The 22,592-nt window shown below is 56.9% G+C and carries 23 protein-coding genes; 11 read left to right on the plus strand and 12 right to left on the minus strand.

Annotation, left to right across the window (positions count from 1 at the left end; translation table 11 throughout):
* Positions 1 to 801 precede the first annotated feature (801 nt).
* On the plus strand, positions 802 to 1,188 hold the full coding sequence (locus tag ACR0B7_RS14025; protein ID WP_480681747.1) for a hypothetical protein: 387 nt from the start codon (positions 802 to 804) through the stop codon (positions 1,186 to 1,188).
* Positions 1,189 to 1,598: 410 nt separating this feature from the next.
* Here the strand turns inward: ACR0B7_RS14025 and ACR0B7_RS14030 are convergent, their stop codons facing one another.
* The 7 genes from ACR0B7_RS14030 to ACR0B7_RS14060 all read right to left on the minus strand — a co-directional run bounded on the left by ACR0B7_RS14030 (position 1,599) and on the right by ACR0B7_RS14060 (position 6,190).
* Positions 1,599 to 1,883, minus strand: coding sequence for a hypothetical protein (locus ACR0B7_RS14030; RefSeq protein ID WP_480681749.1), 285 nt, complete (start codon positions 1,881 to 1,883; stop codon positions 1,599 to 1,601).
* Positions 1,884 to 2,546: 663 nt separating this feature from the next.
* Positions 2,547 to 2,849: a hypothetical protein gene (locus ACR0B7_RS14035; protein ID WP_480681751.1), complete on the minus strand. Its 303-nt coding sequence runs from the start codon at positions 2,847 to 2,849 to the stop codon at positions 2,547 to 2,549.
* Position 2,850: 1 nt separating this feature from the next.
* The gene (locus ACR0B7_RS14040) at positions 2,851 to 3,387 is read right to left on the minus strand and encodes a hypothetical protein (RefSeq protein ID WP_480681753.1); all 537 of its coding nucleotides are present in this window, start codon (positions 3,385 to 3,387) and stop codon (positions 2,851 to 2,853) included.
* Positions 3,388 to 4,218 (minus strand): hypothetical protein, encoded by an 831-nt coding sequence (locus ACR0B7_RS14045; RefSeq protein WP_170794240.1) that lies wholly within the window; start codon positions 4,216 to 4,218, stop codon positions 3,388 to 3,390.
* Positions 4,219 to 4,229: 11 nt separating this feature from the next.
* Complete coding sequence (locus ACR0B7_RS14050) at positions 4,230 to 5,117, minus strand: terminase large subunit domain-containing protein (RefSeq protein WP_480681755.1); 888 nt, start codon at positions 5,115 to 5,117, stop codon at positions 4,230 to 4,232.
* Positions 5,092 to 5,571, minus strand: coding sequence for a hypothetical protein (locus ACR0B7_RS14055; RefSeq protein WP_480681757.1), 480 nt, complete (start codon positions 5,569 to 5,571; stop codon positions 5,092 to 5,094). Before ACR0B7_RS14055 ends, ACR0B7_RS14050 begins: the two co-directional genes overlap by 26 nt.
* A gap of 367 nt (positions 5,572 to 5,938) precedes the next feature.
* Positions 5,939 to 6,190 carry a hypothetical protein gene (locus tag ACR0B7_RS14060; RefSeq protein ID WP_170484930.1) on the minus strand — a complete coding sequence of 84 codons (252 nt, stop codon included), beginning with the start codon at positions 6,188 to 6,190 and terminating at the stop codon, positions 5,939 to 5,941.
* Positions 6,191 to 6,403: 213 nt separating this feature from the next.
* On the opposite strand from ACR0B7_RS14060, the gene iolG reads away from it, so the two are divergent.
* From iolG to iolB, 8 genes are all read left to right on the plus strand, one after another.
* A complete protein-coding gene (iolG, locus tag ACR0B7_RS14065) occupies positions 6,404 to 7,417 on the plus strand; it encodes an inositol 2-dehydrogenase (RefSeq protein ID WP_170484928.1) in 1,014 nt (337 codons plus the stop codon).
* A 120-nt stretch (positions 7,418 to 7,537) separates the two neighbouring features.
* On the plus strand, positions 7,538 to 8,479 hold the full coding sequence (locus ACR0B7_RS14070; RefSeq protein ID WP_170484926.1) for a sugar ABC transporter substrate-binding protein: 942 nt from the start codon (positions 7,538 to 7,540) through the stop codon (positions 8,477 to 8,479).
* 80 nt (positions 8,480 to 8,559) lie between these two features.
* Positions 8,560 to 9,684 carry an ABC transporter permease gene (locus tag ACR0B7_RS14075; protein ID WP_170414704.1) on the plus strand — a complete coding sequence of 375 codons (1,125 nt, stop codon included), beginning with the start codon at positions 8,560 to 8,562 and terminating at the stop codon, positions 9,682 to 9,684.
* A 1-nt stretch (position 9,685) separates the two neighbouring features.
* Complete coding sequence (locus tag ACR0B7_RS14080) at positions 9,686 to 10,504, plus strand: ATP-binding cassette domain-containing protein (RefSeq protein ID WP_170484924.1); 819 nt, start codon at positions 9,686 to 9,688, stop codon at positions 10,502 to 10,504.
* A 79-nt stretch (positions 10,505 to 10,583) separates the two neighbouring features.
* On the plus strand, positions 10,584 to 12,416 hold the full coding sequence (gene iolD / locus ACR0B7_RS14085; RefSeq protein ID WP_170484922.1) for a 3D-(3,5/4)-trihydroxycyclohexane-1,2-dione acylhydrolase (decyclizing): 1,833 nt from the start codon (positions 10,584 to 10,586) through the stop codon (positions 12,414 to 12,416).
* Positions 12,413 to 13,312 (plus strand): myo-inosose-2 dehydratase, encoded by a 900-nt coding sequence (iolE, locus tag ACR0B7_RS14090; RefSeq protein WP_170484920.1) that lies wholly within the window; start codon positions 12,413 to 12,415, stop codon positions 13,310 to 13,312. Before iolD ends, iolE begins: the two co-directional genes overlap by 4 nt.
* 47 nt (positions 13,313 to 13,359) lie before the next feature.
* A complete protein-coding gene (locus ACR0B7_RS14095) occupies positions 13,360 to 14,541 on the plus strand; it encodes a phytanoyl-CoA dioxygenase family protein (protein ID WP_170570757.1) in 1,182 nt (393 codons plus the stop codon).
* A 47-nt stretch (positions 14,542 to 14,588) separates the two neighbouring features.
* Positions 14,589 to 15,395: a 5-deoxy-glucuronate isomerase gene (gene iolB, locus ACR0B7_RS14100; RefSeq protein WP_170484916.1), complete on the plus strand. Its 807-nt coding sequence runs from the start codon at positions 14,589 to 14,591 to the stop codon at positions 15,393 to 15,395.
* A 9-nt stretch (positions 15,396 to 15,404) separates the two neighbouring features.
* Here iolB and ACR0B7_RS14105 read toward each other — a convergent pair whose 3' ends face one another.
* The 3 genes from ACR0B7_RS14105 to ACR0B7_RS14115 are packed head-to-tail and all read right to left on the minus strand — an operon-like array spanning position 15,405 to position 18,055.
* Positions 15,405 to 16,244: a class II fructose-bisphosphate aldolase gene (locus tag ACR0B7_RS14105; protein ID WP_170484914.1), complete on the minus strand. Its 840-nt coding sequence runs from the start codon at positions 16,242 to 16,244 to the stop codon at positions 15,405 to 15,407.
* Entirely contained in the window at positions 16,241 to 17,077 is an 837-nt protein-coding gene (locus ACR0B7_RS14110; RefSeq protein WP_170484912.1) for a 5-deoxy-glucuronate isomerase, read from the minus strand. The genes ACR0B7_RS14105 and ACR0B7_RS14110 overlap by 4 nt, the downstream gene beginning before the upstream one ends.
* 9 nt (positions 17,078 to 17,086) lie before the next feature.
* Entirely contained in the window at positions 17,087 to 18,055 is a 969-nt protein-coding gene (locus ACR0B7_RS14115; RefSeq protein WP_170485279.1) for a PfkB family carbohydrate kinase, read from the minus strand.
* Between the two features lie 127 nt (positions 18,056 to 18,182).
* Between ACR0B7_RS14115 and ACR0B7_RS14120 the strand changes: the two genes are divergently transcribed.
* On the plus strand, positions 18,183 to 19,286 hold the full coding sequence (locus ACR0B7_RS14120; RefSeq protein WP_170570760.1) for a Gfo/Idh/MocA family protein: 1,104 nt from the start codon (positions 18,183 to 18,185) through the stop codon (positions 19,284 to 19,286).
* 36 nt (positions 19,287 to 19,322) lie between these two features.
* Complete coding sequence (locus ACR0B7_RS14125; RefSeq protein ID WP_170484908.1) at positions 19,323 to 20,456, plus strand: Gfo/Idh/MocA family protein; 1,134 nt, start codon at positions 19,323 to 19,325, stop codon at positions 20,454 to 20,456.
* Here ACR0B7_RS14125 and ACR0B7_RS14130 read toward each other — a convergent pair whose 3' ends face one another.
* Positions 20,457 to 21,455, minus strand: coding sequence for a LacI family DNA-binding transcriptional regulator (locus ACR0B7_RS14130; RefSeq protein WP_170484905.1), 999 nt, complete (start codon positions 21,453 to 21,455; stop codon positions 20,457 to 20,459).
* A gap of 770 nt (positions 21,456 to 22,225) precedes the next feature.
* Positions 22,226 to 22,471: a hypothetical protein gene (locus tag ACR0B7_RS14135; RefSeq protein ID WP_170570763.1), complete on the minus strand. Its 246-nt coding sequence runs from the start codon at positions 22,469 to 22,471 to the stop codon at positions 22,226 to 22,228.
* Between the last annotated feature and the right edge of the window lie 121 nt (positions 22,472 to 22,592).

Genomic DNA, 22,592 nt, shown 5'->3' on the forward strand with positions numbered 1-22,592 from the left:
CATACCGTATGCGTTTGGCGTAATACATCCATTCAGTGAAACACGAACACAACTGTTCCGTGTTGCGGATGGTGCCATCAAAGCGTGGTCAACAACTTCTGTCAGATAGTCATTTACCTGTGCCTCAGTGCAGGCTGTTAAGCCTCCTAGGGCAATCAGCGGTACTACTGCTAGTTTCATCATCACTAAATCTTTTCCGTTGGCTGTTATGCCTTGGATATTGGGTCTGTTGTCTGTTTTTGCTTGTGATTTTTTGCCAACCCGTGGCGCGAAAAAATCAAATCGGCAGAAAACTCAAATTGTTATAGCTACTGCGGCTTTACTTTGACTTTATCCGCATTGGACGATTTGACCGACTTGATCCAATCCCCCACCTCCGCCGTATTCAGTATGATCCCGAACAGCCAGCCGGGATCGTCTCATGAGTGACTGCACCTCGCCTCCGTGCGGGGTGCAGTGTCTTTTCGTAATCCAGCTTTCGACATGGCGCGTATTACCTACGGTTTCAGCTTCCCCCTGAAACCCTACGTGAGTGACTTCACCCCGCCTCAGCGCGGGGTTTTTTCTTGCGGCGTTGTGGCACGGTGATGAGTAATCCGCGCGCGCTACCTATCGCGAGTTACCACTCACGAACGCCCCACGCTGTCGAGATCCCCTCCAGCGAAACAGGCAGCGCGGGTTTTGCTTATTAGCGCCATGAATTCAATCTTTTGATTTGAAAATGTCAGATTTTCGCAAGGGATTTCTTGCGCTTGATCTTATCTGACCGGTGAGTTAGGCGTGTGACGTGAGGGAAAAACAATGAAGAAATGGGTGATAGGCGCTGTTGTCGTGGGCGGTTTGGGATACTTTGCTTACGAAGCCTCGCAAAGCAGGTATCTGGACGCACCGGAAATCGCCGAAGGCGAGTTTCTCATGGTTTTTGGCGATGATGGTCTAAGGGCGGTGATGACTGGCATCGAAGATGAAAGGTCTGAGCGCAAGTACTTTTCCTACAACGCCAAAGATGTTCCTGATTGGTATCTCCAGTCATGGTCAACTTGTCGTCCGCCCATTGATGATGAGCGCGAGGCTCTTCATAGCCAGCTTGACCTTGGACCCGGCGGTCGCCTTGACGCGGTATGCGAATTAGACGCTGACGGGGACGTGTTTGTTCGTGGTTGGGTAGCCTCGGTCCCTGATATCTAACGCGGGTTTTATGAATGCCCGACAGGGCTATTAAGTTCCGGCTCCATTGGCAGGGCATGATCTGGCGGCTCGACGCCGTGCTCGTTAAGCCACTCGAAGATTGCCCCCCAATCATCCTGCAAACTCGGTGCGCTGCGATATTCGCGCAGGCCTTCCAGTTTGCATCGTAGATCGAAGGGGATTGTGCGTGGCCACTTTTTCATAGCTGTATGTTCTAATTTTGTTCTATCACCTGTCAATTGTCATCAGCGAACAAAAAAACCATCAGGTATAGACGACCAACCTAGGTAGGGCACCCGCCGCAACTTATACGGCGACGGAGGTGGTTATTTCGCTTTGGCGGCGTAGTGGGCTCGGTTGCGACAGGTATCGCTGCAGAAGCGCTGGTTATGGCGGCGGCGGATGTTCAGCTACGGACGGGGCGTTTGAGCGGAGTTACCCACACAATATGCGCTCAATTCATCCGAAAACGGGCTACCTTCTACCCAACACATGTAAGTTCCCGTGGAAGGTACAGCGATCAACAAATGGTATTCATGTTGACCATCCTTTTGGTCGTACGCGTCAACATGAATGGGGTTGCCAATACTAATTAGTTTTGAGGCTTCCTCGCCCGTGATCCGTTCAGCGGCAGCAGAAGTTGCCAGCCCAGCCATGGCTAAGCCAGCGAAGAAGTATTTGGCACGTTGCTTCATATGAGTGACCTCCAAAAGTCATCATTTTTACAATGGCTTATGTGGTGATCGCATGAATTTTTCGCTTGTTCCGCCGTGCCATTTTCTTGCGATATTAAGCCAATCTGACGAGCGGTCATCACATTACGGATCTAACGTATTCGATGTCGCGGTTCCGCTTCGCGTGTATGTCGTTGTTCAGGTAGAAAGCTTCAACCCTTGCCGTTGTAAAGTTCCCAGTTTCCAACGGCAGAAAGTGGCGTTAGCGCGCAGGGTGAAGGGATAGCAAACGGGCAGGGCAGGCACAACATGTTGTGTTGTGCGATGATCAGCGGCCAGCAGGCGCGGAAAAGCGCAGAAACGGTGCTCAGATACCGCTAAAACTTAACATAATCGCAGTTATGGGACGTTTGCGGGAGGTTTATGGGAAGTTATTAGGAGGTTTTTCGGGGTATACCGGAAATTTCCCTATCAATATCAACGCGATGGGAGGTTGGGAAGTATTTTCTGACTTTTTATATACTGGAGACGATCTAGCGGTTGAAATCCCGTTTGAAGTTTCGCTTTTCCGGTTGAGTAGCTAAAGCCATAAGGAGGGGTGAATTCCTCCCATCCTCCCACTGGCAGGAGGAAAAAACAATTCCGACGCGCTATCAGCTTCACGAATCTTCCCAACCTCCCATGTCAGGACAGGAAGGATTCAGGATGAGCAGCAGCGCCATGCCACCCGTTGCGCCGCTGCTCGTGTGCCCACTCCCTGATGCGATCCCCGTCAATAATCCCGGCCAGCGCTGCCAGAACATCCAGTTCAGGACTAAAGCACAGATATGCACGGGCCTTCGCAACCAGATCGGCACGTTCGCGGGGTGCAGACGCTATCGGATCGCCCAGTGCATCCCTGACAGTCAGGTGCAGACAGGCGATAAACATGGCCTGTTCCGACAACATGTGCGACGGAATCTGCGTTCGCTTTTCCTTCCCCGGCATATCAAACCCTCCTGCATAACAGCGTTGCAATCGCCAAACTCAACAGGCAGTCATCGTGGCTGCCCTGCTTTGCTTCCATCTTCGTGAAACGTCCCGAAGGCACCCGAACAAAGTCCTGCATCTCCCGCCGCAGTTCGTCCTTCCCAACGGCATCGGCATCAACACTCAGTTCACGCATTGCCAGCATGGATTGCAGCGATCCGATCAGCCGCCGCTTTGAAACGACAACCCGATTTTTGTGAACATGGGGTGCAGAACTGCCCCCGGTGATGACAACCGGCACCACATAGGAAAGCGCTGACGTGTTGAGGTGTTCGATAAAGTTCTGACCGACTCCGCCTGCGTCATAGGCCAGCCCGTAAAGCCCATCCAGCAGGGGTTGAAGCACTGCGGCCTGTTCCTTCGCTGACCTGATCAACGGCAGCCTGTGGACCGCCTCAATCGCCCAAACGTCGGAATCTATGCCTTCCTCCCTCCTCAATACCGTCAGGGCGGTGTTGTCCGCATAGCCGCCAATATCCAGACCGGCCAAACGCACTTAGCACCATGAGGCAGGGAAAAAGTTCCCCTTCTGTCTCGGTCCCCAACCCCATGGGCTGCGGATATCAAACGAGACGGAGGGGGGATTTATCTGCAGGGCCAGTGCTGCCAGCATAACGGCACAGGCCACGGTTTCAGGGGCTGACAGGTCCAGCACTTCCTCACCCGATGCCGTGGTTGCTTTTTTAATCAGCGATTCTGCAGAAGCCATCGCCTCCCGCAGTTCCGCCATCGTCATCCCCGGCGCAACTTCGTCCACATAGTTCTGAAACCCCATCACGATCTTACGCCGCTCCAACGGATGACCGTGCAGTTGTTCCTCAGGCTCATCGCGGCTGATCGTGTTGTTGAACCACGAAACCAGCCAATTCGCACCAACCCGCAAAGACCCTGCCTTTGTCCTGTCATAGCCCTTCAACGGGCTATCATCGCCGGCACCGAGACGAACCGGCACGACCCGAATAAAATCGCTTTCCAGTTCCCGCAGGAGATCAACCGCATCGGGGCTTTGCGAAACATCAACGATGATGACCGTCGGAGCCATCAGCTTCGACTTTCTGCCGATCATGGTGGCGTTGATATCGCTGGATATCCAATCAATCAGGGCATCGAAGCCATCCGCCGCAAACCATGTTCGGGCAGGATACAGGCATTGCGGGGCCATGACCCATGTGCCGCCATCTTCAGTATACCAACGGGCCTGAGCGGACAGGGCAACCAGTGCCTGATTAGCCCGGCCACCTGATACCGCATATATTTTCCCGGTCGCGGCGTTTTTCTGCGTCGTATAGCGGGGATTGTCATCGTTCGATCTGCGCAGGGATCGCATCAATAAACTCCTTAATCCTTAATCAGGCTTTGCAGGGATGAGCCGTTTGTTTTGAACCTGTCCAGCAGGCCAGAAGATGCCGCCGGTTCGGGATCGTCATCGAAGGCATCAACGGGATCGGCAGGGCGAAACAACTGATCCATGACCGATGAATCAAACACGCTGGCATTACTGCTGACGAATTCGCTTTCGATCTCCTGCCGGGACAGGGCAGGGCCGAGACGGGCTTTCAGTTCCGCAATCAAATCCTGATCGAAGTGTTCAATCTCATAAGCGCTAACCTTAACCGTCTCGAATTCCGGTGCGTTGTAGCTTTCATACAAAAAGCCCCGTGGTCCGTTTGGCGTACTGATCAGAACCATCCGGCCCCGTGTCGCTGCGATCTGAGGAACAACGGCGGCGATAAGGCTATCTTTGATAAATCCGGCTTCGTCTATTGCCAGCAGGTCGCAGGTTCCGCCACGGACTGACTCGGGCCTGTCACCGGGCAAAACGTTTATCCGGCTGCCGTTTTCTAGGTCTATCCGTTCCCGTGTCCGCTTATACAGCACGTTGTTATTCAGAAGGCAGTGTTCGATTTTCTCGGCCAGCAGCAAACCCTGCCGGAACGTCGGAGCGATGACGTTAACCCGATAGTTTGCCCGAACCGCTGCCTGTTGAGCGCAAAGCGCCGCTGACACCTGCGATTTGCCTGATTGACGGGCAGCCAGAACGCAAAGCCTGCTGGACGTGGACAACATGACTGTCCGTTGAAACTCAACCAGCGGAAACCCTAAGGCACGTTCTGCCCACTCAACGGGATTGAGTTGCTTTGCGGTGCTGACAATAGCCTGCATCTGGGCAGTTTGCCGCCTGAGGCTTTCCAGCACGTCCTTACGCTTCTGGGTGCTTCTGGGCATTGTCGAACGCCTGAGCCATCGCCGGGGTGCCTTCGTATAGTTCCAGCCGTTCCTGCAGTCTGGCGTTTTCCTCGGTCATCGCTTCCATGGCTGCCTGATGACCTTCCAGCACCCGTTGCAACTCCTCATCGCCAACAGTGACTTCCGGTGCGATGCGTGAGCCAACCCAGCGGACAATCGAAGGATCGCCATCTTCCAGCAGGGATTTGAGGGCATCCAGCCAGATCGGTTCCAGTTCCCTTATCCGGTCCAGCGTGGTCGCTTTGTCGAAGTTGTTTTTCGCTGCCCGTTGTCGAAGTTCGCGAATCTCCCGCTCCTTCTGGAGCAGTTCGGCCTTCGCCTCCGCAGACATGGATGGGCCGCGTTTTTGCTTCTGGGCTGCAGCCGATGCCCGTGGATCACCCTTCGTGAAGGTGGTCGCGTTACGTTTGGATTTTGGATCGTGTTTCGGCATATGCACTCCCGATGCCGCTATTTCCGACAGGTGCCGCTTTTGCAGGGCAGGGGATGCCGTTGAGGGCAGTTAGCTATGCCGCTATCAGAAACGGCCATCCCGCTATTCCGTTATGGCATAAATCCCCCTTCCGTGGAATATCCGTGGAAAGTTTTCAGGACACCTGTAGGAAAAGCCATGCAAAACAGCAATTTGGGGAGTCAGAAGCGCTGACTTCTAATCAGCAGGTTGAGGGTTCGAGTCCTTCCGGGATCGCCACTATCTATTTGATCTATTTGGAAACCGACCAGCACAAAGTACTTGGCAGTCGTACCGATGGTATTCGCGGTTTAGCCCCCCGAACCAGAATGCCTTCCAATTGGAGTTTTCATCTGGCCAGCAAATACCGTGCGACAAGGAGAATGCCGATGATACTAACAATAAGCAGTTCGGGATTGTCGTCGAAAAAATTTACCCACTCAGGAACTTTGGACGCACCGTAGGCGGGCACGCCGAAGAAAGCTTTAGTAACGCTACCTGTAGCGACTCCATACTCAATCATCGTTACAACACCTTTTAAAAAAACACTTCCAGACATTATTGCACAAAACGTGCAGAAAATCTCGGGGTAGTTTTTCACCTGAAAATAACGCCGGTGCAGCGCGCGGATCAGCCTCGGCTTTGTTCGGGTTGGGTTGCCCCTTACGCAAATTTTTTTTCCTTGGGCGCGACACCGTTCTTGCCCCATTTCATTCGTGGCGGGTCACAATTTTTCGGGTATTGAGAAATAATTCTTGCAACCGGTTGCAAAGCGAAACATTGTGGCACGCGAAATTGGATTCGGGAGAACCGCATGCTCAAGATCGGATTGCTGGGGGCCGGACGCATCGGTCGCGTGCATGCGAATACCATCGCCGGGCACTCTCAGAGCAAGCTGGTCGCAGTTGCGGACGCGTCTTTGGACGCCGCGGAAAACCTTGCCGCAGAATACGGGGCCGAAGTCCTAGGGTCTGATGAGATTATCCAAACGCCTGCAATAGATGCCGTTCTGATCGCCACGCCTACCGATACTCATTCCGACCTGATCGAAGCAGCAACATTGGCGGGAAAGGCCGTGTTGTGCGAGAAGCCGGTTGATCTTGATCTTGAGCGCGCACTGGCTTGCCAGCGTTCGACTTCGGCCAATGGACGGCCGGTCATGATTGGCTTCAATCGCCGTTTTGACCCGAATTTTTCCACGTTGAAGGCCGCGCTTGATGCTGGAGAAGTCGGCAAGGCCGAGTTGCTGTCGATCACATCTTTTGACCCCGCACCGCCTCCGGTCAGCTACGTCAAAGTGTCGGGTGGCCTGTTTCGGGATATGATGATCCACGATTTCGACATGGCGAATTACCTCATGGGCGATGCGCCTGTGGCAATTTCTGCTGTTGGATCTTCGGTTGTAGATCCAGAGATCGGATTGGCCGGGGATGTAGACACTGCAGTCGTCACGATGACCTATTCAGATGGTCGAATTGCAGTGATCAAAAACTCGCGGCGGGCGGTATATGGGTATGACCAGCGGGTTGAAATACTTGGCTCGGGCGGGTTGCTGCAGGCCCACAACATCCTTGAAAACTCGGTCGTGAAGTCAACTGATAAGGGCGTGGTTGGGGCAAGACCCAGCTACTTTTTTCTCGAGCGCTACATGTCTGCGTATCGCGCCGAATGGGATGCGTTCGCCACTGCGGTGCAGACCGGTGCGGCGATGCCTGTGACGCTTGAGGATGGCGTTGCCGCCCTTGCGATGGCCGAAGCCGCAACTCGATCAGCTCAGTCCGGGCGGCCTGTCACAATGGAGGAAGTTTTGAAACCGGTTGCAAAATAATTCTATATCCGGAAACTGAGGGAAGCTCTGACGCTGATCGGGGCAGAGGAGATTCGGTTTAGCCGAATGGCCGGGACGGACCCGGCACGAAGATTGACTGTTCTATTGGGAGGAATGGAAATGAAAATGTTCGTAAAAGGCGTCTTGTTGGCCAGCGCCGTCGCGTTTGCCGGTGCTACCGGTGCCGCGGCAGAAGGCGAAAAATACATTCTGGTCAGTCACGCCCCTGACAGCGACAGCTGGTGGAACACCATCAAAAACGGGATCGCCCTGGCAGGTGAGCAGATGGGCGTCGAGGTCGAATACCGCAACCCGCCGACCGGAGACCTTGCTGACATGGCGCGGATCATCGATCAGGCGGCGGCATCGGGACCGAACGGGATCATCACGACTCTGGCCGATCCGGATATTCTGGAAGGTCCGATCAAGGCGGCCGTGGATTCCGGTATCGACGTGATCATTATGAACACCGGCACGCCCGAGAAAGCGCGCGAAGTGGGTGCTCTTATGTATGTGGGCCAGCCTGAGTATGACGCCGGATTTGCCGCAGGCCAGCGTGCCAAGGATGATGGCATCGGTTCGTTCCTGTGTGTGAACCACTACATCGTGCAGCCTTCCAGTCAGGAACGGTGCCAGGGTTTCGCTGACGGTCTGGGTATCGAGCTTGGCGAGCAGATGATCGACGCGGGTCAGGACCCGGCCGAGATCAAGAACCGCGTTCTTGCATACCTGTCGGCCAATCCCGACACCGAAGCCGTATTGACGCTGGGCCCGACGTCGGCTGACCCGACCATTCTGGCGCTGGAAGAAAATGGCATGGCGGGTGACATCTATTTCGGCACGTTCGACCTGGGTGGCGAGATCGTCAAAGGCATCAAGAGCGGCGTGATCCAGTGGGGCATTGACCAGCAGCCGTTCTTGCAGGCTTACCTGCCGGTTGTGGTTATGGCCAACTATCATCGCTATGGTGTTCTGCCGGGCAACAACATCAATTCCGGCCCCGGTTTTGTAACCGCGGACGGGTTGGAGAAGATCGAAGAATTCGCGGGCGAATACCGCTGATCTTCCCATTGGTGCGGATGCCGAATGCGTGTCCGCACCCTTGAAATTCTATGCACTTTGAAGCGCGAGGGGAGGCACCCATGGCTGATTCAGCGCAATCCGCAACCGGCGGCGACGAACGGATCAAAGAGATATCGCCGCTGCGACGGGCTCTGATCCGTCCTGAGCTGGGCGGCATGGTCGGGACTGTTGCCGTATTCACCTTTTTCCTGCTGTTCGCCTTTGACAGCGGCATGTTCAATGCGCAGGGCGTGATGAACTGGTCGATCGTTTCGGCCCAGTTCATGATTATCGCCGTGGGCGCCTGCCTGTTGATGATCGCCGGAGAGTTCGACCTTTCCGTCGGCTCGATGATCGGGTTTGCGGGTATGATGATCGCGATCTTTTCGGTCACCCTAAGCTGGCCGGTCTGGATGGCGATCATTGTGACCTTCGCGCTGTGTGTCTCTATCGGGGCGGTGAATGGATATATCGTCGTGCGCACCGGTCTACCCAGCTTTATCGTGACATTGGCGTTTCTGTTCATCCTGCGAGGGTTCACGATTTACCTGCCGCAAACCATCGAGCGGAAAACCATCATCGGCGGAATTCGCGACGTGGCCGAAGGCGACTGGCTGGCCTCGGTCTTTGGCGGCAAAATCGGACAGGGTCTTTTTGTCTGGCTGGGCGACAACGGTATCATCGAAACTTTCGAGCGCGGAACACGAGCGGGCCAGCCCGTGGTGGACGGCATTCCAATGCTGATCATCTGGGCCATAGGCATCATCATATTTGGCCATGTGCTGCTGACCAAAACGAAGTTCGGCAACTGGATTTTTGCCGCTGGTGGCGATGCCGAGGCCGCGCGAAACTCGGGTGTGCCGGTGAGCCGGGTCAAGATACTGATGTTCATGTTCACGGCCTTCTGCGCCACCGTTTTCGCCACATGTCAGGTGATGGAGTTTGGCTCGGCCGGTGCCGACCGCGGTCTGCTGAAGGAATTCGAGGCGATCATCGCCGTGGTTATCGGAGGCGCGCTGCTGACTGGCGGATACGGCTCGGTTCTTGGCGCGGCACTGGGTGCGCTGATCTTTGGCGTGGTACAGCAGGGGCTGTTCTTTGCCGGGGTCGAAAGCTCTCTGTTCCGGGTGTTTTTGGGTGTGATCCTGTTGGGAGCGGTGATCCTGAACACCTATATCCGCCGCATCATCACAGGAGAGCGCTGAGATGACCGAAGATACCAAGTTCCATCATGGCGACGCAGAGGATCGCAAGCCGATCATCCGCATGGTCAATATCCAGAAACACTTTGGCTCGGTAATCGCTCTGGCCGGGGTCAGTTTTGATCTGAAGCCGGGTGAGTGTCATTGTCTGCTGGGTGACAATGGCGCGGGCAAGTCCACATTCATCAAGACGATGTCGGGCGTGCACAAGCCGACCGCTGGTGAGATCTTCTTTGAGGACAAGCCAATGCATTTCGAGGACCCTCGCGACGCGATCGCCGCGGGGATTGCCACGGTTCACCAGCATCTGGCCATGATCCCGTTGATGAGCGTTAGCCGGAATTTTTTCATGGGTAATGAACCGACAAAGAAAGTCGCAGGCATCAACTTCTTCGACAAGAAATTGGCGGATGAGATCACAATGGAAGAGATGCGCAAGATGGGCATCAACCTGCGTGGTCCGGATCAGGCCGTTGGCACATTGTCTGGGGGTGAACGTCAGACGGTAGCAATTGCCCGGGCGGTGCATTTCGGAGCGAAGATCCTGATTCTGGACGAGCCGACTTCGGCGCTTGGGGTGCGGCAGACATCGAATGTTCTGGCGACAATCGACAAGGTGCGCAGTCAGGGCGTGGGCGTCGTTTTTATCAGCCACAATGTGCGTCACGCCTTGGCGGTTGGGGATCGCTTTACCGTATTGAACAGGGGTCAGACGCTGGGTACCGCCAAACGTGGTGAAATCTCTCCTGAAGAATTGCAGGATCTGATGGCAGGCGGGCAGGAATTGGCCGAACTTGAGGGGTCGTTGGGCGGAACTGTCTGACGAACCACCGTCACAAAACCAGTCAGTACAGGAATTCAACGGATCGCCCGTGGGGTCCGCGTGTTGAAAGGAAACACGAATGAGCAAGACAATCAGATTGACTGCGGCTCAGGCTCTGGTGCGCTATCTGGGCGCGCAGATGAACGAGGCCGGAGAACCCTTCATCGCCGGTGTTTGGGCCATTTTCGGCCATGGCAATGTGGCCGGGCTGGGCGAGGCGCTGCACGCCGTGAAGGACAGTCTGCCCACCTATCGCGGCCACAATGAGCAGACCATGGCTCATTGCGCGATTGCATATGCCAAGCAAAAGCGCCGGACGCAAGCGATGGCGGTAACGTCCTCGATCGGGCCGGGGGCCACGAATATGGTGACGGCGGCGGCGTTGGCTTATGTGAACCGCTTGCCGGTGTTGCTGTTGCCCGGCGACGTGTTTGCGACGCGGGGTCCTGACCCGGTTCTTCAACAGCCCGAGGATTTCAACGACGGAACTGTCAGCGCCAATGACTGTTTCCGCCCGGTCAGCCGCTATTTCGACCGGATCACCCGGCCTGAGCACCTGCTGACCGCGCTACCGCGCGCCTTTCGCACGATGAACGACCCTGCCGATTGTGGACCGGTTACGCTGGCTTTCTGTCAGGACGTGCAGGCCGAGGGGTATGATTATCCCGAAAGCTTCTTTGAGCCCCGTGTCTGGTATCAGCGCCGTGTTCGCCCAGATGAGGGTGAACTAGCCCGTGCGGTGGCTGCGATCAAGGCTGCCAAACGCCCGGTGATCATTGCCGGGGGTGGAGTGCATTACTCGGGCGCGACTGACGCATTGCAGAGCTTTGCCGAGACGCACAATATTCCGATCACGGAAACACAGGCGGGCAAGTCCGCGTTGGCCTGGGATCATCCGTTGAACCTTGGGCCGGTTGGCGTGACGGGCGGCGAGCCTGCCAATGACGTGTGTGCCGAGGCCGATCTGGTACTGGCCGTTGGTACACGGCTGCAGGATTTCACCACCGGGTCATGGGGTCTGTTCTCGAACCCGGAGCGCGAGATGGTGTGCTTGAACACCAACGCCTATGACGCCGAGAAACACGGCGCGATGCCGCTGCAATCCGACGCCCGTGTCGGGTTGGAAGAACTGGGAACGGCCCTGCAAGGCTATCGCGCCGATCCGGTCTCGGACACGCTTAAGGCCGACTGGTATGGCAAGGTCGACAAGCTGACCGATGCGCCCGGCGATGGGAATGCTCTGCCGACGGACATGCAGGTTGTGGGTGCGGTTCAGCGTGCCTCGCATAACGATACGGTTGTGATGTGTGCGGCAGGTACGATGCCGGGAGAGTTGCACAAGCTGTGGAAAGCCCCGCGCCCCGGTGCCTATCACATGGAATACGGGTTCAGCTGCATGGGCTATGAGATTGCCGGCGCAATGGGCATCAAGATGGCCGAGCCCGAGCGTGATGTGATCTGCTTTACTGGCGACGGCACCTATATGATGGCCAATTCCGAGATGGCTTCGGCCGCGATGATGGGGGTGTCCTTCACGGTTGTGATCACCGACAACCGGGGCTTTGGCTGCATCAACCGGTTGCAGATGGGCACCGGCGGGGCCGAGTTTAACAACCTGTTGGATCACGCCGTCCATGAAAACCCGTCTGCTATCGACTTTGCGGCCCATGCCGCAGCGATGGGCGCGACCTCGATCAAGGTTGGTTCCATTGCCGAGCTGGAGGACGCGCTGGCCAAACGCGCCGAAATCAAGGGGCCGTATGTGGTTGTCATTGATACCGATCCCTACCCCTCGACCGAATATGGCGGCACGTGGTGGGAAGTGGCGGTGCCCGAGGTCAGCATCCGCTCCGAAGTGAACGAAAAACGCGCGGCCTATGAGCTGGCGATCAAGGAAAGAAACACCAAATGAGCGTGAAAATCGGAATCTCTCCGATCGCGTGGCAGAATGATGATCTGCCGGATCTGACCGCCGTCTACACAATGGAGCAGGCGCTGAAGGAAGCCCGCGAGATCGGCTATACCGGTGTGGAACGCGGTCAGCGCATGCCCGGCGATACCGAGGGTCTGCGCGCCTATCTTGATGCGAATGACATCGCGCTTTGCGGTGGCTGGTGTTCCGGGGCGTCGCTGGTGAACGACTTCGCGACCGAGCGTGAGGCCGTGCGCGAACAGGTCGCGCAATTCGTGGCGCTGAACAGCCCCTGTATCGTCTATGCGGAATGTTCCAACACCGTGCAGGGCCAGATCGCAACGCCGGTCAATGACCGCCCGAAACTGTCCAGAGATGAAGTTTTGGCTTATGCCGCCAAGATCACGGAACTGGCCAAGTGGATGGCGGATCAGGGGATGCCGATGGCTTATCACCATCACATGGGCACGATCATCGAAAGCGAAGATGATGTGAACTGGTTGATGGAAGGGTCTGGCCCCGAAGTGAAGCTGTGCTTTGACACCGGCCATCTGCTGTTTGGGGGCGGCGACGTTCTGGCGACTCTGAACCGTTGGGGCGACCGGGTGCATCACGTGCATTTCAAGGATATCCGCCCGCAGGTCGTGCAGGACACGCGCGAGAACAATCGCAGCTTTCTGGATGCCGTAATTGCCGGAGCCTTCACCGTGCCCGGCGATGGCTGCGTCGACTTTCAGGCCGTCGCGAACACGCTGAAGGCACTGGACTACAGCGGTTGGATCGTTGTCGAAGCCGAACAGGACCCGGCCAAGGCGCCGCCCTACGAATACTCCAAAATGGGCTACGACCACATCCTTGAGGTGTGCGGAAAGGCGGGGTTGTCTATCGCGAACTGACAGGACGAACACGTCACAACACCAAAGCCATGAGAAAGGAGAAAATCATGGTGCATCAAGAGCTTGGATGTGTCGGGTATTTTGACCGGGAATCCTGTGATCTGGATGAATTCAAGGTGTTGACCTCTCAGAATCTTTCGGTGGATGCGGTGCCATTTGCTGCAACGGTTGAACGCAATGTGCCTGTCTATGACATGCAGGCGTTGCAACCTGCGCTGAGGAAGCCCGAGGAACGGTTGGCCCTGTTGTCGGAATGGGGTTGGGTTCTGAATAAATCTGCCGGCGTGATTGCGTTGAAAGGGGCCTATTCGGATACTTCGGTGATCGACCGGGCCACGGACGTGTTTACCCAGATCATAGACGAGGAGCGCCAAAGCGGAGCGGGAGAGGGCGATCACTTTGCAGCCTCAGGCGCCAATGATCGGATTTGGAACGCGGCGCAAAAGCAATGCCTGCGAGACCCCGAAGGGTTCGCACTGTATTTTGGAAACACGTCGATTGCGGCCGCGTGCGAGGCTTGGCTGGGTCCGAACTATCAGGTCACTGCGCAAGTCAATCAGGTGCGACCCGGTGGTCAGGCGCAGCAGGCGCATCGCGACTATCATCTTGGGTTTCAAAGCGCCGATAGTGCGGAACGCTACCCGGCCCATGCCCATCACCTGACCGCCGCACTGACCCTGCAGGGCGCGGTGGCCCATTGTGACATGCCGATCGAAAGCGGGCCGACCAAGTTGTTGCCTTTTTCACAGCTCTACGCGCCCGGTTATCTGGCCTTCCACGACCCTGCTCATGGGGATCATTTTGAAGACGCGTATATCCAGTTGCCTCTGTCCAAGGGGGATGCGGTGTTCTTTAACCCGGCGTTGTTCCACGCTGCCGGCGAAAACCGAAGTTCGGATATCAATCGAATGGCGAACTTGCTGCAAATCTCGTCCGCCTTTGGGCGCGCGATGGAGGCCGTGGATCGACGAGCCATGTCGCAAGCAATTTTTCCGTCCCTGATCGCATTGAAACAGCGAGGCGATCTGGACGCCTTGGAACTGAATGCCGCAATCGCGGCCACGGCTGAAGGGTATCCATTCCCTACCAATCTGGACACGGATCCGCCGATCGGGGGCAATGCGCCAGAAAGTCAGGCGGACATCCTGCGCCGCGCGGTCGCCGAAGGTTGGTCAGAGTCGCAATTGGCCGACGCGCTTTCGGCCTTGCACACACGGCAAGCTGCCTGAAACACCAGTCGGGTCTGTTCTGACCCGCCCATCAAGGAGACGACGCCATGGCAGACTTGCTCAGGAAACCGTTCGGCACGCGCGGCAAGGTGCATGATATCACTCCGGCCAATGCGGGCTGGCGGTATGTTGGCTTTGGCCTCTATCACCTGCGGGCGGGCGATGTCGCGTCCGAGGTGACCGGGGACCAAGAGGTCATTTTGGTCATGGTCGAAGGCAAAGCGCAAGTCAGCGGAGCAGATCGCGACTGGGGCGTTCTGGGCGACCGGATGAATGTGTTCGAGAAGACGCCGCCGCATTGCCTCTATCTGCCCAATGGGGTCGAGTGGCGGGCCGTTGCCGAAACCGATTGTGTTCTTGCCGTTTGTTCAGCGCCGGGAAAAGGGGGGCACACGGCGCGGCGGATTGGTCCGGACGGCATCACCTTGACCGAACGGGGTAAGGGGGTGAACACCCGCTATATCAACAACATCGCGATGGAAAACGAAGACTATGCCGACAGCCTTTTGGTGACCGAAGTCTTCACGCCGAACGGCCATTGGTCGTCTTATCCCAGCCATCGCCATGACGAGGATGACTTTCCAAGGATCACCTACCTGGAAGAGACCTACTATCATCGCCTCAATCCCGCGAACGGGTTTGGCATTCAACGGGTTTATACAGATGACGGCCAATTGGATGAGACCATGGCTGTATCAGATGGTGACGTTGTGACCGTCCCGCGCGGTCATCACCCTTGCGGTGCGCCTTACGGGTTCGAGATGTACTATCTGAACGTCATGGCGGGTCCGCTGCGCAAATGGCGCTTTGTTCCGGCCCCCGAAGTCGAGTGGATTATGGAACGCGACGGGTAACGTCTGCGCCTACCTTTGCGGAGGCGCGCCGAAAGCCCGGATCACGATGCGGGCAGCAGCTTCGACGGGATCATGGGTCTCTTTCAGAATGGTCACGCGGTCAAAACGGTCTGCATCGCGGTTCACCGCCTCGCGAAGGGCTTGGCCGAAGGCCATGCGCAGCTCGGTCCCGATGTTGAACTTGCAGATTGATGTGTCGCGCGCCAAACGGCTGCGTTGTTCCACTGGCACGCCCGATCCGCCGTGGATCACCAGCGGTACATCAGTAACAGCATCGATTTCGGTGATGCGGGCCTCGTTCAGCTTTCCTTCTTTGTCCTGTTGCAGGTGGACATTGCCGACCGAGATGGCCATCGCATCGACGCCGCTTTGACGCGCGAACAGGGCTGCTTCTTCCGGGTCGGTGCCGTTTGATCCTTCGCCGCCGGAATAGCCCACGAAGCCGATCTCACCCTCGCAGGAAATTCCAGCGGCGTGGGCCATGTCCGCAATGGCGGCAGTTTCGTCGATATTCTGCTGCAGGGGCTTTCGCGATCCGTCGAACATCAGCGAAGTGAAGCCGCTGTCCAGAGCAATTTTGCACTCCTCGAACGTATAGCCGTGGTCAAGATGCGCCACGACCGGGACCGAGGCGTTCTCGGCCAGGTACCGAAACATCTTGCCCAGAATCGGCAATGGCGTGTGCGCGCGGCAACTTGGCCCGGCTTGAAGGATGACAGGCGCGTTTTCAGCTTCGGCGGCAGCTACGTAAGCGCGCATATCCTCCCAGCCCAGTGTGACCAACCCGCCGACGGCATACCCTTGTTCATGGGCAGGGGTCAGCACATCCTTCAGTGTGGCAAGAGTCATTTGAACTTGGCAATCATGTCTTTGATGCCCGGTATGGTTTCGACCTGATAGGCATGGGTGGGTTGGAAATACTGTACCAACGAGCGCTGTGTCAGGCCGCCGAGAATGGTGAAATAATACATCTCATATCCCGGAAGAACGCAGCAGGGGTGATACCCTTTGTCGATACAGATCGTTGAGCCATCGACGATGTGATATGCGTCGCCCGGCTTGTTGTCCTCGCGTTGTAGCATTTGCAGGCCCGAGCCCCAGTTGGGTTTGAAGCGGAAGTTGTAGGTCTCGTCATGGCGCGTCTCGTCGGGCAGGCGATTGGTGTCATGCTTGTGGCTGGGGAACCCAGACCAGCCGCCCTGACCGACGGTAAACAGCTCGCTCACCAGCAGGCGACCGACCTTGTCATGCTGTTTTTGGCCCAGGATGTGTTTGATCTTGCGATGGGTCTTGGTGTCATCGCTGCCATATTGAACAAGGTCATGTTCACGCACGTCGAAAGGTTCCAGCACCTTGTCGTATTTGGCACCGGCGACGAAGACCTCGGCGGTGTCAGATACACAAACCATCTGCGCTTTGGCACCCACCGGAACATATGCCCCCTCGGGTTCGCCATCCCAGACATCCTCACCCCGGTTTCCCAGCGCGGGAAATTGCACGCCCTCGACCTCGACATCGACGCTGCCGGTGGCTGGTACGATGCAGGTTTCATAGCCGGGCACCTGGTATGCGAACGCCTCGTCTTTCTTCAACTTGACGATGTTGAAATAGTTCAGGGGCACCGTCGGATCGTCGGCATCGACGATGGGCTTGTTCTGGTTGTCATAGGGCGCGATATGCATGGGACTCTCCTATGTCGTGGGGCCGGGATGAGACGCAAGGAACGCATCCAGTTCTTGTGTGGTGGGCATCGCCGGGGCGCATCCGGGCTGGGATACGACGATCGAGGCACAGGCCGAGCCGCGCATGACCGCGTCTTCCAGCCCGTATCCTGCCGCGATTGAAGCCAGCAGCCCCGCCATGAAACTGTCGCCCGCGCCGTTTGGCTTTACGGCTTTGACAGGAAAAATCCCGGTCTCGATTTCCTGCCCGTTGAACAAAGTGACCGCACCTTCTTCGCCTTTCTTGAAGATGACAATGCGGTCCGGCTTTTCAGCCAGTTCCTTCGCCTTTGCAAAGCCACGTTCCATGCCGCCGGCCATGAATCCGAACTCTTCGTCATTGCCGACGATCATGTCGCTGGCGTCGCCTGCGCGGGACAACACATCGGCGGCTACTTCGGCTGAGGGCCAGCTATAGGGGCGGTAGTCGATGTCAAAAATGATCGGTAGCCCGGCGTTTCGGGCATTCTCAAAGGCGCGGAATGTGGCGCTGCGTGAAGGTTCCGACGCAAATACCGTTCCGGCCGAAATCGCCGCCGTGAACTTTCCATAGTCGACCCGGTCCATGTCTTCTTTTGTGACTTGGAAATCAACGGCGCCATTGCGGTAGATGACGTTCTGGAAGTTTTCAATTCGGCTTTCGTAAACGGCAAGCGAAACGCGGTATTCTCCTCCCAGAACACGGATATAGGACGTGTCCACGCCATAGTGGGCCAGACGGTTCAGGCAGAACCGCCCCACTGCATCGTCAGAGACCGAAGTGATCAGTGACGCCCGACTGCCCAGCTTGACCAATCCCGCGCAAATATTGGCCGAAGACCCACCCAGATCAGCGCGGAACGTATCCGCGTCTTCGCTTTTCACGCCAACTGGGTCGGCAAACATGTCCATGCCCGCACGCCCAAAGACAGCAAACCGGTTTCCTTTGATACCGTCCATCAAAGTGGCCACAGCTTTTCCTCCGGCGAGAATGGGTTTGCAGGGACTGTTGTTCCTTGCGTTTAATCGATTCACACGATACTGATTTTGCAACCGGTTGCAAATACAATGTTCGGGGCCGTTGCAAATGTCTGAAATCGGAATTGGAATCGTTGGCGGGGGCTATATGGGCAAGGCCCATTCCGTAGCGATGGCGGCGGTGGGCGCCGTGTTCAACACAGCGCTGCGACCGCGGCTAGAAGTGATTTGTGCTTCGACCGCAGACAGCGCCGAACGGTATCGCGCGGCCTATGGATTTGCCCGCGCGACACATGACTGGCGCACGCTCGTTGGTGACGGGCGGGTCGAGGCGATCGTGATCGCGTCACCTCAATCCACGCACCGTGAGATTGCCGAGGCTGCGTTTGTGCTGGGCAAACCGGTGCTGTGCGAGAAACCTCTGGGCGCGTCGATTGATGATAGCCGGGCGATGGTGGCCGCGGCCGAGGCTGCGGGGGCGATCAACATGGTTGGATTTAACTATATCCGCACTCCGGCCAGCCAATTCGCCCGCAAGTTAATCGCAGATGGTGAGATTGGTGACGTCACCTGGTTCCGCGGTGAGCACACCGAAGATTTCTATGCAGACCCGCAGGCTCCGGCGACTTGGCGCACAACTGGCACGGCCAATGGAACCATCGGTGATCTGGCCCCTCATATGGTCAATGGTGCGATGGCTCTGATCGGGCCGATTGCGCAGGTGATGGCCGACGTAGAGACCGTCCACAGCCAGCGACCGGGCGGAGAGGTCACGAATGACGATCATGCGCAGGTGATGTGCCGTTTTGAGAACGGCGTCATGGGCAACCTGTATTTCAGCCGTGTCGCAACGGGGCGGAAGATGGGCTATGCCTATGAGATTTCAGGCACAAAAGGTGCGATACGGTTCGATCAAGAGGACCAGAACGCCCTGTGGCTCTACCGCCGCGAAGGACCTGAGGCGTCGCGGGGGTTCACCAAGATCCTGACCGGCCCGGCGCACCCGGATTATGAACCCTTTTGTCAGGGACCGGGGCATGGGACAGGGTACCAGGACCAGATCATCATCGAGGCCAAGGACTTCCTGCACGCGATCCATTCCGGCCAGAACATCTGGCCGACGTTCCGGGACGGGCACGAGGTGAACCGCGTTCTAGCGGCGGTGCGTGCCTCCTCGGATCAGCGGCAATGGCAAGCGGTCAGCGATTTCTGACCGCGCAAACAACAAGACAACAGAGAGACTAAGATCATGGCAAAATTGAAATGGGGCATGATTGGTGGCGGCGAAGGCAGTCAGATCGGACCTGCCCACCGGCTAGGGGCGCTGGCCGACGGGAGGTTTGAATTCACCGCGGGCGCGCTGGACCATCGCCCCGATGTGGGGCGCGAATACGCGCAACGTTTAGGTGTGGCCCAGGACCGCGCCTATGGCGACTGGCAAGAAATGCTGGCTGGTGAAACGGAGCGCGCCGACCGGATTGATTTGGTCACCATCGCAACGCCAAATTCGACTCATTTCGAGATTGCGAAAGCCTTTCTTGAGGCCGGATTCAATGTGCTGTGCGAAAAGCCGATGACCATGACCGTGGAAGAAGGCGAAGAAATCGTCCGCGTTGCAGACGCTTCGGGCAAAATCTGTGCTGTGAACTACTGTTACTCGGCCTATCCGATGGTGCGGCAGGCCCGTGCGATGGTGCGGGCGGGCGATATCGGCAAGGTGCGTCTGGTTGTGACGAATTTCAGCCACGGCCACCACGGTGACGCAACCGATGCCGATAACCCCCGCGTGCGCTGGCGGTATGACCCGGCAATGGCGGGCGTATCCGGGCAATTCGCAGATTGCGGTATCCACGCGCTGCATATGGCGAGCTTTATCAGTGATGATGAGGTCAAGGTGCTTTCGGCTGACATGGCCTCGACCATTTCCAGCCGCGAGCTCGAGGATGATGCGATGGTCAACTTCCGCACCGAAGGTGGCGCGGTGGGTCGGCTGTGGACCTCATCCGTCGCCATAGGACGTCAGCACGGGTTCGATATTCAGGTCTTTGGTGAAACCGGTGGGTTGCGCTGGGCGTCCGAGCAGCCGAACCAATTGGTCTATACCCCGGTCGGAGGCCGCACGCAGATTATCGAAAAAGGCGAGGGCGGTCTGCACGACGACGCGCAACGCCTGTCCCGCGTGGCGATTGCCCACCCCGAGGGGTTCCCGCTGGCCGTAGCCAATATCTATTGTGATCTGGCGGATGCGATCAGGGGCGAAGCCCGCGATGGGTTGCCGACCCCTGCTGATGGTGTTCGGTCGATTGCCGCGGTTCACGCAGCGGTTGCCTCGTCCAAAAATAACGGCGCGTGGACAGACGCGCGCCCGCCGATGTTCCGTTAATCAGCGGCGGGGCCGCAACGTGCCCCGCTCGATCACCCGGCAAGGGAAAATGCGGGCCTCGGGATATCGTTCGGGGTCTTTCAGCATCTCCTCGACCAAGTCGACGGATGATGTGATGATCTGCTTGATTGGTTGGTGAATCGTCGTCAGGTTCACGCTTTGCCAGCGCGACATCTCCATATCGTTCAGGCCGATAATCCCGACGTCCTTGCCCGGCTCCAACCCATGATCGGACAAAGCCGACAGCGCGCCGATTGACAGAATGTCATCACCGCAGAAATAGCCATCGGCCGGTGCCTGTTCTAGCAGACGCAGCATCTCGGCCCGTCCTGCTTCAAAGGAATAGGCCCCTGCAAATGAGTGAGAAACCTCCAGCTCGGGGTGCTTTTCGACTTCTTCCATGAAGCCGCGATAGCGATCCATCGCCGAGGTTGCATCCTTCGGTCCGCCCAGATAGCCGACGCGACGATAACTGCGGGCCAACAGTTCACGCGCGGCCATTCGACCACATTCAACGTTGTCAATTCCCACGACATGGACCTCGGGCGAGGTTGCCGACCGTCCGAATGTGTGCACGACAGGAACGCCCGCGTCGTGGAACGCCTTGGCGAAACTGGGTGGGAGGGTCGAGGACGCCACGATTGCTGCATCCACCGAGTATTGGCGCAGCATTCTCACTGAATTGGCCGGTTCAGTTTCATCAGTCAGGTTCACGATCAACGGCCGCAGGCCGCGTTCCTGCAACGCTCGGGTAAATTGGTCGAAGACCTCAAGGAAGATAGGATTGTGAAAGTTGTTCGAGATCAGCCCGATCAGCTTGGTCCGCCCAGTCGTAAGGGATGAAGCCAGCGCATTCGGGCTGTATCCCAGTTCCGCTGCGGCTTTCTCAACCTTGCTTCGGGTCTTGGCCGAAACAGAAGCCCCTTCGGTAAAGGTGCGCGACACGGCCGAGCGCGACACGCCAGCAAGAGCGGCGACGTCTTTTAGGGTTACACTCACAACGGGCACCTGCGGCAACGGGTAAAACTGACATGCGATTTCATGGCTGAATACTACGCAGCATCGCCCCAAACTTGCAATCGGTTGCAAGGCCTAAGTGTCCCTGACGCTGGGTCCACAATTTGCGATTGGCGTGAATCTTTGGTGATGAGAGTCTCGATCTCTCGGCAAAGCTTTACAAGCCAATGGTTTATTTGGTGCTTTGTATCCGTCCAAACGACTTTAGATTGGCCCAAACAAACGTAAGATTGGGCAATTCCTTATTCTGACTCTGGGCACGACATTTTATCACGAACCTGATCCTCTGTGCGCAGGTGTTTCCCCCGCGAAGATCAGGTTCACTTTCTCGATAGGCGGGCCAGTGGTCTAATGTGCGCGCGTCCGCCAAGTTTGTTCGGAGTGTGAGACTTGTGCACAATCTCCGCCGCCCTCACGTCCTATCGAGAGTGGGCGGCCGGGACCGGGGCTGCTGGCGCATGTGATTGTCTTTAGGAATGCGGACCACTTGCCAATCTATCGCCGTCACAGATCTAGGCCCGTGATTGTGTCACTCTGGAACGCCTAACGAGGGAGACCGTTGATTGTTGCCAGTTTGCTCGAGTTTGACCCGGAAACGGCACCTACTTACTGGTCACAAGTTCAGTTACTTCTTGGAGTAGTTTTTCAGATCGTCAGGCGAGTGAAGGTTTTGAAAACACTCGGATCGCCAGCCAGTAAGCCAACCCGATCCTTGAAGGCGTAAACAGAGCGAACTTAGCGTTTCCGTAATTTTACGCCCGGCCCAAGTACTTCTTGCCGAACTGAAAAGCAAAGTACGCAAGGAGATCACCAAGTGTCATCTCGGATACGTTCACACTGAGGTCTGGGGTTAGCAATCCCCTGTCGGCGCTCAACTCCGTCTCACGAGCCCACTTCGTCGCATCAGCACGCTTTAGAAATGACTTGGATCGGGATTGCCCGTCCTTCCGAACCGTCGCCTGCCACTTTCCACTAGGCCGTTTTACGATTGTTGCCATGGTCCATATCTCCTGTGTTGGAGACATCTTTTCTGTCTAAGTGCAGCGGAGACGCAGCGGACACAGTTTCATGCGCAGCACAGCAAAAGGTGCTAGTCGCGTAAGACCTTGATACATTGTG

Source organism: Ruegeria sp. BB6 (assembly GCF_056539385.1).